This window comes from Acinetobacter sp. A2 (assembly GCF_048537555.1).
GTDB lineage: Bacteria > Pseudomonadota > Gammaproteobacteria > Pseudomonadales > Moraxellaceae > Acinetobacter.
Map to the genome: position 1 here is coordinate 1,061,715 of NZ_CP183239.1, position 16,427 is coordinate 1,078,141.

A 16,427-nucleotide genomic window follows, 5' to 3' on the forward strand; every position below is an offset into this window, starting at 1 on the left:
ATGGCGCAACCATTGTTTGAAAAAGTTGCATTTATCGGACTCGGGCTTATTGGCTCGAGTTTGGCACGTGTAATGCTGGCAGAAAATTTAACTCAGCATATTGTTGCTTCGACCCGCTCTGAAAAGACCTTACAGGATGCTTTAGAATTAGGGTTGATTGAACAAGGTTTTAATAATCCTGTAGAGGCCGTACAGGGTGCAGATTTGGTGGTGTTGGCATTGCCTGTACAAGCGACAGAAAAAGTCTTACGACAGATTCAGCCTTATTTGGCAGATCACGTGATTCTGACCGATGTTGGTAGCACCAAAGGTAGTGTAGTGGCTGCAGCCAAAGCCGTATTCGGTGATAACTTACCTGAAGGTTTTGTCCCTGGTCATCCAATAGCAGGGGCAGAACATACAGGTGTGCATGCAGGTAAGGTTGATCTATTTGCCAACCACAAAGTGATTTTGACTCCTTTACCTAGTAGTGCGTCATGGGCAGTCAGCAAACTGATTCAAATGTGGGAAAGCGCCAAAGCTGAAGTCATTTGCATGGATGTGGAAAAGCACGATGAAGTCTTGGCATATACCAGTCATCTTCCCCATTTAATGGCCTTTAATTTGGTCGAACAATTGGCAAATCGGGAAGATAATTTAGACATTTTCCGTTATGCTGCGGGAGGCTTTCGTGACTTCTCTCGTATTGCTGCCAGTGATCCGCAAATGTGGCATGACATTTTCTTTGCCAATAAAACTGCACTGTTAAAAGCGGTGGATGGCTTTGAAAGTCAACTTGAGATTATTCGCCAATTGATTGAACAAGAAGACTCGCATGCTTTAATGGGCTTGCTAGGACATGCGCAAGCGGCACGACAGCATTTTAACTACATGCTCGCCAAGAAACCTTTTATGGAGAACAATAACGTGACACAACAATTTACGATTTTGCCGGGTGCTAAGACTTTCCAAGGTAAATTTACCGTACCGGGTGACAAATCTGTGTCACATCGTTCAATTATGTTTGGTGCCATTGCTGAAGGCACTACGCATGTGACAGGTTTCCTTGAAGGTGAAGATGCTTTAGCGACTTTGCAAGCATTCCGTGATATGGGTGTAAGCATTGAAGGCCCTAAAAATGGTGAAGTCACTATTCATGGGGTGGGCATGCAAGGTTTAAAAGCACCTGCAGGCGCAATTTATATGGGCAACTCAGGCACCTCAATGCGCTTGTTAGCAGGTATGTTATCTGCGCAGCAGTTTGACTCTGTTATGACTGGTGATGCGTCATTGACCAAGCGACCAATGGAACGTATTGCAAAACCATTACGTGAAATGGGTGCTCAAATTCAAACGACGGGTGAACGTGGAACACCGCCTGTATCTATTACAGGTGCGCAAGCACTGAAAGGCATTCAATATGACTTGCCAATGGCATCTGCGCAAGTGAAGTCAGGTATTTTACTGGCAGGACTTTGGGCAGAAGGCGAAACGTCAGTGACTGAACCTGAACCAACCCGTGACCATACAGAGCGTATGTTGCGTGCATTTGGCTATGAAGTGAAAACAGAAGGCAACCGTATTTCATTGCAAGGTGGCGGTAAATTAGTTGGCACTAATATTCAAGTACCATCCGATATTTCCTCTGCTGCGTTCTTTATGGTGGGTGCTGCCATTACAGAAAATTCAGATGTCACCTTGGAAGCGGTGGGGATTAACCCAACCCGTACTGGTGTAATTGAAATTCTGAAACAAATGGGTGCGGACTTAAGTGTAGAAAATGAGCGCATTGCAGGCGGTGAACCTATTGCAGATATTCGTATTCGTGGTTCACGTACTTTAAAAGGTATTCATGTTCCTGAAGATCAAGTCCCTTTAGCAATTGATGAATTTCCAGCATTGTTCATTGCAGCAGCATGTGCCGAAGGTGAAACTGTACTGACAGGTGCTGCAGAATTGCGCGTGAAAGAATCTGACCGTATTCAAGTTATGGCAGATGGTTTAAAAACTATGGGTATTGACTGCACACCAACTGAAGATGGCATTATCATTCAGGGTAAAGGTAAAGCAGGCGACTGGTCACCAGTATTTACTGGCGGTGAAATTGAATCACATCATGACCACCGTATTGCCATGAGTTTCTCTATGGCAGGTTTGCGTACCTCAGGTGAAATTAAAATTGTCGGTACAGAAACTGTTGCGACCAGTTTCCCAACCTTTACTGAACTTGCTGGCGTGGCGGGTTTAAATATTCAAGTAACAGAATAAGCCAAAGTGATATAGGGGATGAGATGAAGCATCACAAACCCTATACTTTATGCTGAAACAGCCAAGCTTTTGCTTGGCTGTTTGCGTTTTATTGCTTATGCTAAACCCATACAAGAAAAAAGCCTTTGGGTCTGAGCATGCGCAAATTAAAATTTATGGCGAATTGTGAAAATAAACAAGAGTTACAAGATTGCACCTTGGCACAGAATTATGTTGCAAATTTACTTTCACAGAATTTATCCCAATATGGTTTTCAGACTTTGCCACAAAGCGGTGCGCAGGTGGCAGTGAGTGTAGATGAATACGCTTTACCATTGGCAGTAAACTGTCAAAGCCGTGATGAAGATGGGCATTTGGTTTGTGTAATTACCTCATACCCAAATGAAGAGCAAGACTGGCTAGAGCGTATTACTGAGCAAAGCTTGCTAAATCAATTGGCGCAAGCAGTAGAAAACACCCTGAAAGAAGATCATTCATTTAGCGAGTTTGAATGGAAAGGTTAAAACAATGTAGATGCAAATGAGTCATTTAAAATTTATACTTGATTTATAAATCAAAATTATTCATTTTTTAAATGATATGTCATCTAATTGACACATCCTAACCGTATATTGAGCAGCAAGAAAAATACAACATAACAACCTGATTTTAACCCGCTTAATTTGGGAGAGTTAAGTGGGTTTTTTATTGCCCAGAGAATAATAAAATTAAACATCGCCTAAGTTACAGCGACTTAAAAAATATTTTTAAGAAAACTTTTTCCGATGCAGTTAAGCAAAAACACACATTGGAGTTTGCCTTGTGCTGCTGCTATAGTGAGCTCTGTATTTTTTATTTAGGTGGTTTATGCTCGCTTTAATTTCTCCAGCCAAGACTTTAGATTACGAAACTGCATTACCTAGCGATGTATATACTCAACCTAGATTACTTGAACATTCACAAGAATTAATTGATGTGGCACGTAAACTATCAGCGACTGAAATTGCCAGTTTAATGAGCGTGAGTGAAAAAATTGCCACTTTGAATGTTGAGCGTTTTCGTGACTGGCAAGCAGAATTTGATCTTGCCAATGCGCGTCAAGCCATGTTTGCCTTTAAAGGGGATGTGTATACAGGTTTAGATGCCTATAGTCTGTCTCCTGCAGATATTGAGTTTGCCCAACAACATTTGCGTATGCTTTCGGGGCTATATGGTTTATTGCGTCCTTTAGATTTAATGATGCCGTACCGCTTGGAAATGGGCACTAAATTGCATAATGCACGTGGTGAAAATCTATATCATTTCTGGGGTGAGATTATCACCAATTTGATTAATCAAGATTTAACGCAAAGTCAGTCTGATCTATTGGTGAATTTGGCTTCAGATGAATACTATAAAGCCGTTCAGGAAACAAAAATTCAGGCTGAAATTATTAAGCCAGTATTTTTAGATCAGAAAAATGGCAAATACAAAGTCATTAGTTTTTATGCCAAAAAAGCCCGTGGTTTGATGGCACGTTTTATGATTGAAAATAAATTAGAACGCGCAGAAGACTTAAAAGCATTCAATAGTGAAGGTTATTATTTCGATGCAGACAGCTCATTAAAAGGTGAACTGGTCTTTAAACGTGATGAACAGGCGGCCTAAACTGTCGGTTTAATTCTTAAAACTCCCATCATGGCTAAAGTTTAGCTGATGGGAGTGTTGATTCAATCTGCATTTCGCCTATAACTGTTTAAATGCCTCAATCGCGCGCAGACGACTCTGTTTTAAATCTACTATCGGCTGAGGATAATTCAGTTTTAAATTTGGATTTTTCGCATAAGGTTCGTGAATGTGTTTGGCATCTAAATGTGCCAGTTCAGGTAACCAGCTGCGAATATAATCTCCCTGTGGGTCAAACTTTTGGGACTGGCTTACAGGGTTGAAAATCCGAAAATAGGGCACAGCATCTGTCCCTGTCGAGGCGCACCATTGCCAACCACCATTATTGGCAGCTAAATCACCATCAATCAAATGCTGCATAAACCACTGTTCGCCTAAGCGCCAGTCAATCAACAAATTCTTGCATAGAAACATTGCAGTAATCATTCTGACCCGATTGTGCATCCAGCCTGTATGCAGGAGTTGCCGCATTCCTGCATCTACAATTGGGATACCTGTTTGTCCTTGTTGCCATGCCGCTAAACCTGCTGGATCATTACGCCACACAATTTGTGCAGTCTGGTCTTTAAAAGGTTGGCGTTGGGAAACTTTGGGATAATCAAACAAAATATGTTGATAAAACTCACGCCAAAGTAATTCATCTAACCAAGTTTGTTGCCCAATATTTTCCAGATGAAAATGACCTTGCGACGAAGCAAAAACCGCAGCCAGACACTGCCGAATAGATAAAATCCCACAATTTAAATAAGCAGAGAGCCGACTTGTGCCTGACCGTGCAGGAAAATCACGCTGTTGCTGATAATCTTGCATGTGCTGATGCACAAAATCATCCAACAATTGCTGCGCATGTTGTTCCGTAACTGCCCATAAATTTTGCTGTTCTTGTGGCACAGCAGCCCATCCCCAAGTTTCTAAATTGGGAACAGTCGATTCATATTCAGAGGGTAATTCAATTGCAAATTGCGGCTGTGGAGAGGGGAAGCAGCGTGGTATAGCCAAACTTAATTGCTGATAGGCATACTTTTTAAATGCGCTAAATATCTGATAGGGTTTCATGCTCTGATTGCGCACACTGCCTACAGGGAAAAGCGTACGATCATGGTAGAGGATTAAATCCAGCCCTTGCTTGTTCAGGGTCTGTTGTAGTTGAAAGTCACGTTTTAGCTCATTTACGCCCAGTTCAATATTGGCATATATGTTTTGTATGGGGTGTGAGGTACTCAATTGTGTACAGAGTTGGCTTACGGCAGTTGGAATATCTGACCAAAGTGGAACTGTTTGGATAATAAGGGGGATATTTAGCTGTGCTAACTGCTTTTTTAAGGCCTGTAACTGACGCAAATAAAAGTCAATTTTAATAGGCGCATCATCATGCAAGAGGTGTTGCTGTGGAGACAGAACCACCAAACCAATACATGGCGCATTTTGACTCGCATGCCAAAGCGCACTGTGATCTGAAATTCTTAAATCTTGTCGGAACCAAACTAAATTATAGCTGCGCATGGAAAATATGCTTGCGGTGGGCTGAAATGTCGTCTCATTATAAGCATGGCTGTGCAGCCTTGTGTTCAATGAAAAAAGTTTGTTTGCTCAATAAATCGGCAATGTATAGCGCAGAATAATAATGATAAGACTTGAAGATTACTTTCCAAAATAAAAACAAAAAGGCAAAGTTATATAACTTTGCCTTTTCATTTGATCAGATGATCTTAGTGGTGATGACCACCCGCACCGTGTACGTGACCGTGATCTAATTCTTCTTGAGAAGCTTCACGGATTTCAACGATTTCAACTTCAAAAGTTAAATCTTGACCAGCAAGTGGGAAGTTTGCATCTACAACAACGTTGTCACCTTCAACCGCTTTTACAGTTACAATTTGAACGCCATCATCAGTTTGCGCTTGGAATTGCATACCAGGTTGGATGTTGTCTACACCTTGGAACATTTGTGCAGGAACTTCTTGAACTAGGTCTGGGTTGTATTCGCCATAACCTTCAGCAGCAGGTACGTTTACAGTAAATTTTTCGCCTACTGTTTTACCTTCTAACGCTTTTTCTAAACCAGGGATGATGTTACCTGCACCATGCAAATAGGCAAGTGGTTCACCTTGAGATTTGTCGAGAGTTTCACCCTCTGCGTTAGTCAATGTGTAGTGGAAAGAAACCACGAGGTCATTTGCAATAGCAGTCATGTTATTGATCCATTCAATTTTTTAAGGGTACATCATAAAGTGAAATGTGGAATTTGTTATAGACATTTCTGCAAATTCTTCACTTTTCCAAGTTTTTTATGACATTTTTTAATTAATAAGGGCAAAGTTTATTATTTCAATGCAAAAATATGCAAGTCTGCAAATTTTTACGGTTTTTCGCTGCAACTGATTCTGCCAGTTTTTTGTGATGTGTAGATGACAATAAAAAAGATGGGACATGGCCCATCTTCACTATATTAAAACTGAGTGATGTTTTAGTTCTAACCCAAAGAAGTATGTTGATCTTCTGCAGTTTGCTGCCCGAAGAAATTAAACAAGTTTCCAAACCACATCATAATACGTTCAAAAATATTGGCTTCTGCAATTTGCACTTGTTCTTCAATTGCGAAGCTATTAATCAATTGATTATTTTGATAGACATGCACCGTTGCTAACTTCATAACTTGCTCAAGTGGGGCAGTCAGTAACTTTTCTGACAATTCAATGTTCAAGTGGGTTTGAGTCCGTTGTGCAGGCTCAATGCTATGTAGCAGGCCATCTGCTGTTGCCACTTGCAGGCGTAAAGTATTTTGGTCAAATGCTGCTAAATCAATCGCATCTGCACGTTCGTATAAAGATGTTGTCACAAACTTTGGTTGGCTGCTTTCAATTTTAAACATACGTAATGTCGATTTTACGACAGGGAGTTCAGCAATCATTTGTTTTGGTTTAATTGCAAGCTCGTTACGGGTGTAGCTATAGGCTAAATTTAACAATTTATGCGCGACTTCAGCACGTTTTTGTACGCTTTTGGTGCCCATAACTACCACCACTAAACGACGTTTTGGTGCATCGCTGTCTAACGTTGGGCGGTTTGCGGTTAAAGCAAGGTTATATCCCGCTGCTTTGGTATAACCTGTTTTTAAACCATCTACACTCGGGTCTTGTTTTAATAAAATATTGGTCGCACGGTGATAGTGCTGATTATAGGTAAAACTGGTCTGTTTAGAGTAGGTCAAATAATCAGGTGTTTCGGTCACAATAGCTTGTGCCAAACGGGCCATGTCTGCCGCAGAAGAATAATGGTTTGGCATGGTTACGCCAGATGGATTCTGAAACAGTGTATCTTGCATGCCCAGCGCTTGTGCTTCCTGATTCATTCGAGCAATAAACTGCGGTACACCACCTGCAACTCGTTCACCCAAAGTCAGCGCAGCATCATTGGCAGACATAATAATTAGCCCAGCCAACAATTGATCTACCGAAATTTGTTCACCTGCTTTTAAGTACATTTGTGATTCATCCCACATCACTTGCTGTACCACAGGTGTTACGGTCAAAATTTCATGCTTGTTTAATTTACCTGCCTGAATATCTTTTAGCACAATATAGGACACCATCATTTTGGTCAGTGACGCAGGCGCACGTTGTACGTGGCTATTGTGCTCTGCAATGATTTGTCCAGATTGTGGGTCTAAAATTGCCCAAGCTTCGGCTTCAACACTTTCGGCTTGGATATTCAATAATGCGGCATGTGTGATTGCGCTGCAAAGCCAGCAGAGTAGCGCAATCAGATAAATAACACGTTTCAAAGAAGTTCCTTATGTACACCAGTCCGTTGGTGCTGTAATGGTGTCTAAACAATAAAATCGGTGTCGAGTGACTTAGGCATGCTATGCTTTTTTTTGCCGAATGACTAGCCAAAAATACCCACAAATCAGGCGATGACGCATCAATTGCTAAAAAAATGTTAAGCTTGTGGCCAAGTTCTTATTTATACATTTTGTATTGCCCATTATGTTGCATTATCAAATCGAATTTGACGATTATCGTCAGCATCTTATGCATGTCACCGTGCGTTTTTTGGCTAATCCTACTCAGGTTTTATCATTACCCACTTGGATTCCAGGTAGTTATTTAATTCGTGAATTTTCAAAACATATTGAGTCGGTGCGTGCTTATGATGAGGCGGGGCGCATCCTCAAAATTCAGAAATTTGAAAAGAATAAATGGCGTTTGTTCAATACCGACCATGAATTGATTACGGTGGAATATGATGTTTATGCCTATGATTTGTCGGTGCGTGGCGCTTATGTCGATCAGACCCGTTTATATGTCAATCCTGCCTGTGCTTGTTTGGGCTTAGATGGTCAGGAAGATAAAGCAGTTGAAGTCGAATTATTTTTACCAGATGAATTAAAGCATTTTCAACTTGCGACAGGTTTGGCTGCAAAAAGTTTGGTGAAAGGGCGGTATACCTTAAAAGCCAAAAATTATGCAGAATTGATTGATGCGCCATTTGAATTGGCAGAACAAACCCGTTTTAGTTTTAGCGCAGCAGATATTCCACATGAATTTGTGGTATCGGGCAAACACGCGATGAACGCTGTGCGTATGCAGCAAGATATTGAAAAAATCTGCGCTACACAAATTGCTATGTTTGGTTCTGCGCCATTTGAAAACTATACCTTTATGACCATGGCAACAGGCAATAGTTATGGTGGTTTGGAGCATCCAAACAGTACTAGCCTGATTACACCACGTGATGATTTACCTAAAGCCAATGAGCCTGAACAACCATCTAAAGATTATCAGCGCTTTTTAGGCTTGTGTAGTCATGAGTATTTCCATAGTTGGTTAGTCAAATTCATTCGCCCTGAAAACTTTGTTAATTATGACTTGAATCAAGAAGGCTATACCTCACTGTTATGGATTTTTGAAGGTTTTACTTCTTATTACGATGACTTGTTATTATTGCGCAGTGGCGTGATTGATCAGGCAGCGTATTTAGAATTACTTAAGGCACAAATTGATCGCTATTTACAAAACCCAGGGCGTGCGATTCAAACTGTGGCAGAATCAAGTTTTGATGCATGGGTGAAGTTCTATCGTCAGGATGAAAACTCGAACCATGCAGGAACCAGCTACTATAACAAAGGCTGTTTGGTTGCTTTGTGCTTAGATTTGGGCTTGCGTTTACGTGGTTCAAGTTTAGATGCCTTAATGCAGAAATTATATGCCAATGCGCAACAGGGCATTCAAGTGCATGAGCGTACAATTTTTGAGTTATGTAAAGAGTTGACAGGAGATGATTGGTCAGAGCAAATCCATCATTTAATCAACACGACAGATGAATTGCCTTTAGATCAGTTATTGCCTGAATTTGGTATTCAGTATCAGCTTAAGCAGGACAAGTCTTTGCCATTTGGTCTGAAACTGACAGATAAGCCTGAAGGGGTGTTGGTCCAAGCTGCGCGTCGTGAAGGTACGGCTGCAAAAGCAGGGCTTTCTGCACATGACGTGATTGTTGCGATAGATGGTTTAAAAGCTACGACAAAGTCGCTTGAGCAATATGCTAAACAAGATGCAGCTTATACTGTTCATGCTTTCCGCCGTGATGAGTTGATGACCTTTAAAGTGAATGCTGCACAGACTGAATTACATGAAGTTGAATTAAAACTGCAAGATCAGGCGAAAGTGGAATTGTGGTTAAAAGGTTGATTTGAAGTTAATTTTAAAATTCTGCAATAATAAAATGGATGCTTTGGCATCCATTTTTTGTGTTGAGCTATTGCGGCACTCAAGCATTAACGCGCCCGACGTCCACGGCTTTTGGTATTTGGGCGTGTTGTACCATTGGTCTTACGACGTGGTTTTTCACCTTCTTCCATTTGCCAAATACGTGGCGTACCAGATTTTTTCTTAGGCGTACCATCTTTATTTTTCTTTTGATGCATTGGCTTGCCGCCCGTACCACCTGGTTTTTTCACATAAGAACGCGAGCGATATGGCTCTGCCGCAGGGACATCTTTAAAGTCAGGATACAATAACGGTTCAATTTCTTTGGTTTCACCAGGTTGCAAGCCAAGTTGTACCAAGTCGATTGAACCTATTTTAGTACGAATCAAACGCAGGGTTGGAAAACCAACAGCAGCAGTCATGCGGCGTACTTGACGGTTGCGTCCTTCGCAAATTGAGATTTCAACCCAAGAGGTCGGAACAGAAGCACGGAAACGGACAGGTGGATCACGCTCCCATAACCATTCTGGTTCATCTACTTTGTGTGCTTGTGCAGGTAAAGTCATACCATCTTTAAGCTCTACACCTTTGCGTAGTTGTGCTAAAGCTTCTTCTGTGACATCACCTTCGACTTGTACCAAGTAGGTTTTGTATTTTTTATTGGCAGGGTTGGTAATAAACTGATTTAAGCCGCCATGATCGGTTAGGAATACCAAGCCTTCCGAATCCATATCTAAACGCCCTGCTAAACGTAAGTCAGGGTCATCTACAAAAGCCGACATGGTGAGGTGTTTTTCATCCTCACGGAATTGAGAGAGAACGTCATATGGCTTATTTAGGATGACGATTTTCATAAGAAATTCTTCTTTAAATTCAACAAATTGGAGATAAAGTGAGTTGTTTTAAAATGAGGAAACTAGTATTTCCCAATTAAAACTCAAATAAAGTGGGTTTGAATGTCGCTATTATGCGATAAGAACATCAGAAAGTATTGCATATTGGCAATTATTTTTAGTGTGTGCATTTAAAATTACAGAAACAGGCTAGGCATCTATAGTGCATAAAATTAAGATAAAATTGGTGTGAATAAAAATTAGGATGTTATGCAACAAGGTCGTTGGTGCTTAAAACTCTCGCTTATCTTCTCAATGTTGGCTTTGCTCAGTGCATGTCAGCCACCTGTGTCTGGCGAATCTGCAGGAATTCAAACTCCATATTTATATTGGAAATTGCAACAAACTGAACTGGCTGCGACTCCACTACAAATTCCTGTGAAAGGTGTAAATATAGGTCAAATACAAGATACATGGGGTGCAGCCCGCAGTGAAGGCCGTAAGCATCAGGGGACTGATATTTTTGCAGCGCGTGGTACAGCCGTCATTGCTGCGACAGATGGCATTGTGCATAAAATTGGTTTAGACGGTTTGGGTGGCAAAGTCATTTGGATTACAGGGCCTGCATTAAGCCAACATTATTATGCGCACCTTGATGATTATGCCGAACATATTCAAGTGGGAGATTGGGTGCAAGCTGGTGAAGTTATTGGTTTTGTTGGCACAACAGGCAATGCCCAAAACACACCACCACATTTGCATTATGGCATTTATATACGTGAGCAAGGGGCTGTGAATCCTTATCCGTATTTACAGGCAAGTGCACCTTAATTTCAGCTCAAATATTGTGTAAATATCAAATATTTTCACCATTTTCGTTTCAAGCCTATTTATATTAGGTAGATGCCATCTTTTTTAGGACAAACCGTTTAGCCATGAAAATTTATCAAGTCGATGCTTTTAGCCATACTTTATTTAAAGGCAATCCTGCTGCAGTTGTGCTGATCGATACATGGTTAGACGATGACTTGATGCAACATATTGCACAGGAAAATAATCTGTCAGAAACCGCATTTGTGAAAATGTTGGATGCTGAAAATTTTGAAATCCGCTGGTTTAGCCCGACCACAGAAGTTGATTTTTGCGGACATGCGACGCTTGCAAGTAGCTTTGTTATATTTAAGGACTATACCGCTGCCAAAACTATTCAATTTCATGTGAAAAATTTGGGTGTTTTTACGGTACATCAACAGCCAGATGGCAAAATCTGTATGAATTTTCCAATCCGTCGTGCCAAGTTAGTCAAGGAGTATCCTGAAGTTTTGCGACAAGCACTGAGTAAGCCGTTTAAAAATGTACATCTGAATGCGCAAGCTTATATTGTGGAATATGAATCTGTGCAAGATGTACTAGACGAGCAGCCGAATCTAGAATTATTAAAACAGCTTGGACAGTTACGTACTGCTTTAACTGCCGCATGTTCAAGTGTTGATGTTGCAATTACTGCATCTTCACAAGCCGATTATGACTGTGTTTCACGTTATTTTGCGCCTGCCATGGGTATTCCTGAAGATCCTGTAACTGGTTCGATTCATACAGCAATTGCCCCGCTTTGGGCAGAGCTATTAGGGAAAACTGAATTGGTGGCTTATCAGGCTTCAGCACGTGGTGGGGTGTTGTATTGTCGTGTGCTAGAGCATGAGCGCATTGAAATTTCAGGTTATGCCCAGTTATATCTACAGGGTGAAATTATGCTTTAAGTCCAATTTGGCAGTGCGTTGGTTGTTTGATTTAAATCCTGAATTTTGCAAATTTTTACTGTTCAAAGAAGTACATCTTGTTAAGCTGTTTTGGCAAAAATGCGTGATGACTGTGCACTGTAGCAGTCAAAAATAAAATGAAATTTATCGGAAAAATAATGTTGCTACGTTTGAAAACCTTAAGCTTGTCTTTATGTGTGTTGGCATTCAACGGTGTGGTTTTTGCCCAGCCTGTTTTAGTTAAATCAAAACAAGATATACAAGAATATCAACTAGATAATGGTTTGCGTGTCATTCTTGCACCTAATCAAAAAGAAAACAAAGTCTTTATGAATATGGTGTATCTGACAGGATCACTCAATGACCCACAAGGCAAAGGTGGTTTAGCACATTTATTAGAGCACTTGGCGTTTAAAGGTACAAAAAATGTGCCTGCAGAGGAATTTCAGCGCCGTCTAGATCAACACAGCTTAATGCACAATGCCAGTACAGATTATTATTCGACCAAATATACCAATATCATTCGTCCTGAAACACGTGCAGTCAATGAAATGATTTTTCTAGAAGCTGAACGTATGGATAAGTTAGTGCTGCAAGAAAAATACGTGCCTGCTGAAATTGCGATTGTGAAACGTGAACGTGAAGTGCGTATGGATCAGCCATTTTCAGTTTTGTTGGATCAGGTGTGGAAATCGGCCTATGGGAATCAGTATTTTGGACGCTTACCAATTGGCGATTTAAATGAACTGCAATCCATTAAAATGCAGGAATTGAACCAGTTTTATCGGACTTGGTATGCGCCGAATAATGCTGTTTTGGTTATGACCGGTAAGTTTGATCAGACCGCAGTGTTAAAGCAAATTGATCAGCATTTTAGTCCAATTGCAGCACGTCAAATTCCAAAGCAGGTACAAGTTCCGTTATTGGACAGCAAGAAAATTCAGCCACGCAATTTTGTCGTACAAAAGGGCAGTCAGCTGGCCAAATTTAATCTGTATTTAAATGGCAAGGATGAAAAGTTAAAAACTGCTTTGGTGTTGTCGCCTTATTTACATACCTTACAGCCGAGCGGATATTTATACCAAAATCTTGTGGAAACAGGTACAAGCACCATGGTGCAATCTAGCACATGGCTAGATCAAGATTTTAATTTAGTGCTGATGGGGGCATTGTATGCGCCAAATCACGACGCTAAACAAGTACAAGCTGGCTTGAATAAGAGCATCGAACAGGCCAAGAATTTTGATGCAGCAGAATTACAACGGGTTAAAAATCTGATTCAAAATCAATCAGATAGTGTTATGAGTGATGCAGTGGCTTTAGGTGGTCGCTTGAGTGATTATGCGGTGGCTTATCAGGGGGACTGGACGCAGTATTGGCGCGATTTACAAGATATTCAGCAGTTAAATGTAGATGAGTTGAATCGACACTTAAAACAGTTTTTCACCGCAGAACATCGGGTGATTGGCGATATTCAACCCACACCTGAAGATCAAAAACAGGCACTTACAGCAAAAAATAATTCAAGCGTTGCTAAAACTTTAGATCAGCAAGATGCACCTGTTATACCTTTAAAAGATGTGCAAAGTTATCAGCAGGAAGTTGCAGAGTATGTGCAAAAATCCAAACAGTCTTTGATTAAAAATGAAAAAAAGATTCTGCGTGGAAGTTTAAAAAATGGGGCCAAGTATGCATTATTTCCAACAGCGACCCGTGATGATAAAACCTATGCCGCTATTTCAGTCAATTTAGGTACGGCTCAGACTTTATTTAAGCAAGGTGAAATTCTAGATTTAACCGCATATTTATTGCTACGGGCTTCACAGGAACATAGTTTGCAAGACATTGCAGATCAATCCATTGCCGCAGGCGGTTCAGCTTTTGCCCAAGCCGATGCCAATAGTATGTATATCCAAATTGTGGCAAAAAAAGAAAAATTTGATGAATTTTTTAACTTTGTTTTAGATGTGATGCAAGCCCCAAGCTTTGAACAAAGTCAGTTCGATTTAATACGCTCACAAAGTCTATCGAGTTTAGAACGACCTTATACCGAGCCTGAAACTGTAGCGGCGTTGACCATGGCACGTTTAATCGAAATTTACCCAAAGGGCGATTTACGCTATCACTTTGAACCAGAGTTTGCCAAACAGCAATTACAAGCTGCGACACAGGTACAAGTACAGCAGTTGTATCGTCAGTTTTTTGCTATGGATCATGCCCATATTGCGATTACAGGGGAGTTCGACCCGAAATCGATGCAGAAGCTATTGAGCAAGCGTTTAGGGCAGTGGCGAAGTCATCAGCCATATCAACGCCTAGATTCGGCATACACGGCATATCCTGCACAAAAGTTGCATGTATTGGCAGAACAACGTGAATTTGGTAGTTATCAGAGTCTACTGACTTTACCTTTGGGCGTGAATCATCCAGACACACCTGCCATGATGGTGCTGAGTTATATTTTAGGTGAATCACAATTGTCTTCTCGTTTGGCACAAGAGTTACGTGAAAAAAATGCTTTGGTCTATGGTTTTAACAGTGGCTTGAGTCTAAGTGAGTTTGAGCAATCGGGTGCGCTAAGTATTTCGGCACAGTATAGTGCAGGCAAGTCGGCTCAAGTATCGCAAGCTGTTCATAAGGTGTTGATGGACTTGCGCCGTGATGGTGTTACGCTGCAAGAAGTTGAAGCAGCAAAAGCAGATATTCTAAAAAAACGTGTTACGACTTTAGAGGATGAACGCAGTATTCACCGTATGTTGGTGCCGCAATTAGAACAAGGGCGTGATCTATTGTTCCGTGAACGCCGTGATCAGGCTTTGGCCAAACTCAGTAAAGCTGATGTGGATGCTGTGATTCAAAAATATTTAAATTTGGAACATTTACTGGAAGTGGCGGCAGATCAATACGGTCAAGTGCAAGCAGATATGGTCACACCCAAAGCTGCACAGAAATAAGATTCAATCTAGTATTTAACAGGCACATAAAAAGCGCATCAACTTCGATGCGCTTTTTTTTTCTTGAAGTTTGATTGGAGCGTTTTGAAAAGCTGTTTCACGGCTTTATAAGCGGTAAAACTGTTTAGCGTTATGATGAAACACTTGTTGCAAAGCATTTGGATGATATGCAGCAACAATATCGCTAGTTGCATCAATTAAATTGACCAAAGAGGTACTGACTCGATCCATAGGGAAGTTTGAGGCAAACATTAACCTATACATACCAAAGCTTTGCAAAGCATGCTGAATGAGTGGTGCGGTCAAATCTATAATTTCCTGTTTCGATGCTTCACGTTTTTGTGGGTGAAATTGGTGCCCCAAAACAGGCATGAATAAGCCTGATATTTTGCTGTAAACATTTGGACAATGTGCTAATTCTGCAATATCTTCCTGCCAGCGGAACAGGATATTTTCCCGTGCAGTTTTTGTCATACCTGTGTGATGGCCCACCTGTCCAAACAGTCCAGCAGGTGTGCCCAAATGGTCAAGTACAATGGATGTTTCAGGAAACTGTTTGGCCAGTGCCAAGACATCACTCAGTTGGGTCGAATATGTCCATGCATCAAAACTTAAATTGTATTGTGCCAAGACTTCAAAGCCTTTTAGAAACTTTTTATTTCGATACAAATTAGGTTCATCTGCCCATGCAAAAATCCCACGATCTTCATGCACTGCAGCCATTTTGCGAATACCACGAAAATGCGGTGAAGCTTTATGATGCAGTTTTAGAATTTTCTTAAAATTTGGGTCACGCGGGTCTGCGGCAGCCACAATTGCACCCAAGGCGAAACCATTATTTTTAAAATCTAGGCATTCTATAAACTCCGTTTCACCAACCACACCTTTGCCTTTATGATCGTGCCAGTTGGCTTCAATATGCACGACTTTTTCGGCAGGATAAAAGCCTAAATCACGTGCATAGTGTTCAGGTAAATAGGCTGAAGTAACGTGTTCTGTGCGTCCCAATGTTTCAATCAGCGCTTTGGGTTTAATCAAGCGGATGGTTTTATCGAGTAAATTGGGATGTTTCCCCAAAAGTTTTACCGCCAATCTTGCGCTGTGTGGCGTGTTATACGGGTCCCATTGGTGAATATGCGCATCAATGAGTGCAAATCCTAGATTCTGCATAATCATCCTTTTTTATAACGCTGTTATTTCACTATTCAAAGCCATCACGTTGCAAAAGGGAAGGGTATTGATCGAAAAACTACAAATTGGAAAACTAGCGCATTAAAA

General features: G+C 40.9%; 12 protein-coding genes. 7 read left to right on the top strand and 5 right to left on the bottom strand.

Translation table 11 applies throughout. The features are described from left to right. From ACNS8M_RS04990 to yaaA, 3 genes are all read left to right on the top strand, one after another. Entirely contained in the window at window positions 1-2,247 is a 2,247-nt protein-coding gene (locus tag ACNS8M_RS04990; RefSeq protein WP_168461326.1) for a bifunctional prephenate dehydrogenase/3-phosphoshikimate 1-carboxyvinyltransferase, read from the top strand. 137 nt (window positions 2,248-2,384) lie between these two features. Next, the gene (locus ACNS8M_RS04995; RefSeq protein ID WP_168461328.1) at window positions 2,385-2,750 is read left to right on the top strand and encodes a hypothetical protein; all 366 of its coding nucleotides are present in this window, start codon (window positions 2,385-2,387) and stop codon (window positions 2,748-2,750) included. A gap of 343 nt (window positions 2,751-3,093) precedes the next feature. Beyond that, window positions 3,094-3,873, top strand: a complete 780-nt coding sequence (gene yaaA, locus ACNS8M_RS05000) for a peroxide stress protein YaaA (RefSeq protein WP_168525422.1) — start codon at window positions 3,094-3,096, stop codon at window positions 3,871-3,873. Between the two features lie 78 nt (window positions 3,874-3,951). Here the strand turns inward: yaaA and ACNS8M_RS05005 are convergent, their stop codons facing one another. The 3 genes from ACNS8M_RS05005 to ACNS8M_RS05015 all read right to left on the bottom strand — a co-directional run bounded on the left by ACNS8M_RS05005 (window position 3,952) and on the right by ACNS8M_RS05015 (window position 7,675). Beyond that, window positions 3,952-5,394, bottom strand: coding sequence for a cryptochrome/photolyase family protein (locus ACNS8M_RS05005; RefSeq protein WP_168525423.1), 1,443 nt, complete (start codon window positions 5,392-5,394; stop codon window positions 3,952-3,954). A gap of 206 nt (window positions 5,395-5,600) precedes the next feature. Beyond that, window positions 5,601-6,083, bottom strand: a complete 483-nt coding sequence (gene slyD / locus ACNS8M_RS05010; protein ID WP_168417977.1) for a peptidylprolyl isomerase — start codon at window positions 6,081-6,083, stop codon at window positions 5,601-5,603. A 281-nt stretch (window positions 6,084-6,364) separates the two neighbouring features. Beyond that, window positions 6,365-7,675, bottom strand: a complete 1,311-nt coding sequence (locus ACNS8M_RS05015) for a D-alanyl-D-alanine carboxypeptidase family protein (protein WP_168525424.1) — start codon at window positions 7,673-7,675, stop codon at window positions 6,365-6,367. Window positions 7,676-7,880: 205 nt separating this feature from the next. On the opposite strand from ACNS8M_RS05015, the gene ACNS8M_RS05020 reads away from it, so the two are divergent. Then, entirely contained in the window at window positions 7,881-9,584 is a 1,704-nt protein-coding gene (locus tag ACNS8M_RS05020) for a M61 family metallopeptidase (protein WP_286429725.1), read from the top strand. A gap of 86 nt (window positions 9,585-9,670) precedes the next feature. On the opposite strand, the gene ACNS8M_RS05025 is transcribed toward ACNS8M_RS05020, so the two are convergent. After that, entirely contained in the window at window positions 9,671-10,456 is a 786-nt protein-coding gene (locus ACNS8M_RS05025) for an rRNA large subunit pseudouridine synthase E (RefSeq protein ID WP_168417974.1), read from the bottom strand. Between the two features lie 249 nt (window positions 10,457-10,705). On the opposite strand from ACNS8M_RS05025, the gene ACNS8M_RS05030 reads away from it, so the two are divergent. The 3 genes from ACNS8M_RS05030 (at window position 10,706) to ACNS8M_RS05040 (ending at window position 15,149) form a co-directional block, all read left to right on the top strand. Then, window positions 10,706-11,266, top strand: coding sequence for a M23 family metallopeptidase (locus ACNS8M_RS05030; RefSeq protein WP_286429726.1), 561 nt, complete (start codon window positions 10,706-10,708; stop codon window positions 11,264-11,266). A 104-nt stretch (window positions 11,267-11,370) separates the two neighbouring features. After that, the gene (locus tag ACNS8M_RS05035) at window positions 11,371-12,195 is read left to right on the top strand and encodes a PhzF family phenazine biosynthesis protein (protein WP_286429727.1); all 825 of its coding nucleotides are present in this window, start codon (window positions 11,371-11,373) and stop codon (window positions 12,193-12,195) included. Window positions 12,196-12,353: 158 nt separating this feature from the next. Then, window positions 12,354-15,149: a M16 family metallopeptidase gene (locus ACNS8M_RS05040; RefSeq protein WP_286429728.1), complete on the top strand. Its 2,796-nt coding sequence runs from the start codon at window positions 12,354-12,356 to the stop codon at window positions 15,147-15,149. A 105-nt stretch (window positions 15,150-15,254) separates the two neighbouring features. Here the strand turns inward: ACNS8M_RS05040 and ACNS8M_RS05045 are convergent, their stop codons facing one another. Further along, window positions 15,255-16,319, bottom strand: coding sequence for an amidohydrolase family protein (locus ACNS8M_RS05045; RefSeq protein WP_286429729.1), 1,065 nt, complete (start codon window positions 16,317-16,319; stop codon window positions 15,255-15,257). Window positions 16,320-16,427 lie beyond the last annotated feature (108 nt).

Coding starts and splice junctions, on each gene's coding strand:
- yaaA (WP_168525422.1), top strand. CDS start 3,094: ATGCTCGCTTTAATTTCTCCAGCCAAGACTTTAGATTACGAAACTGCA.
- ACNS8M_RS05040 (WP_286429728.1), top strand. CDS start 12,354: ATGTTGCTACGTTTGAAAACCTTAAGCTTGTCTTTATGTGTGTTGGCA.
- ACNS8M_RS05025 (WP_168417974.1), bottom strand. CDS start 10,456: ATGAAAATCGTCATCCTAAATAAGCCATATGACGTTCTCTCTCAATTC.
- ACNS8M_RS05045 (WP_286429729.1), bottom strand. CDS start 16,319: ATGCAGAATCTAGGATTTGCACTCATTGATGCGCATATTCACCAATGG.
- ACNS8M_RS04995 (WP_168461328.1), top strand. CDS start 2,385: ATGCGCAAATTAAAATTTATGGCGAATTGTGAAAATAAACAAGAGTTA.
- ACNS8M_RS05035 (WP_286429727.1), top strand. CDS start 11,371: ATGAAAATTTATCAAGTCGATGCTTTTAGCCATACTTTATTTAAAGGC.
- ACNS8M_RS05030 (WP_286429726.1), top strand. CDS start 10,706: ATGCAACAAGGTCGTTGGTGCTTAAAACTCTCGCTTATCTTCTCAATG.
- ACNS8M_RS04990 (WP_168461326.1), top strand. CDS start 1: ATGGCGCAACCATTGTTTGAAAAAGTTGCATTTATCGGACTCGGGCTT.
- slyD (WP_168417977.1), bottom strand. CDS start 6,083: ATGACTGCTATTGCAAATGACCTCGTGGTTTCTTTCCACTACACATTG.
- ACNS8M_RS05005 (WP_168525423.1), bottom strand. CDS start 5,394: ATGCGCAGCTATAATTTAGTTTGGTTCCGACAAGATTTAAGAATTTCA.
- ACNS8M_RS05020 (WP_286429725.1), top strand. CDS start 7,881: ATGTTGCATTATCAAATCGAATTTGACGATTATCGTCAGCATCTTATG.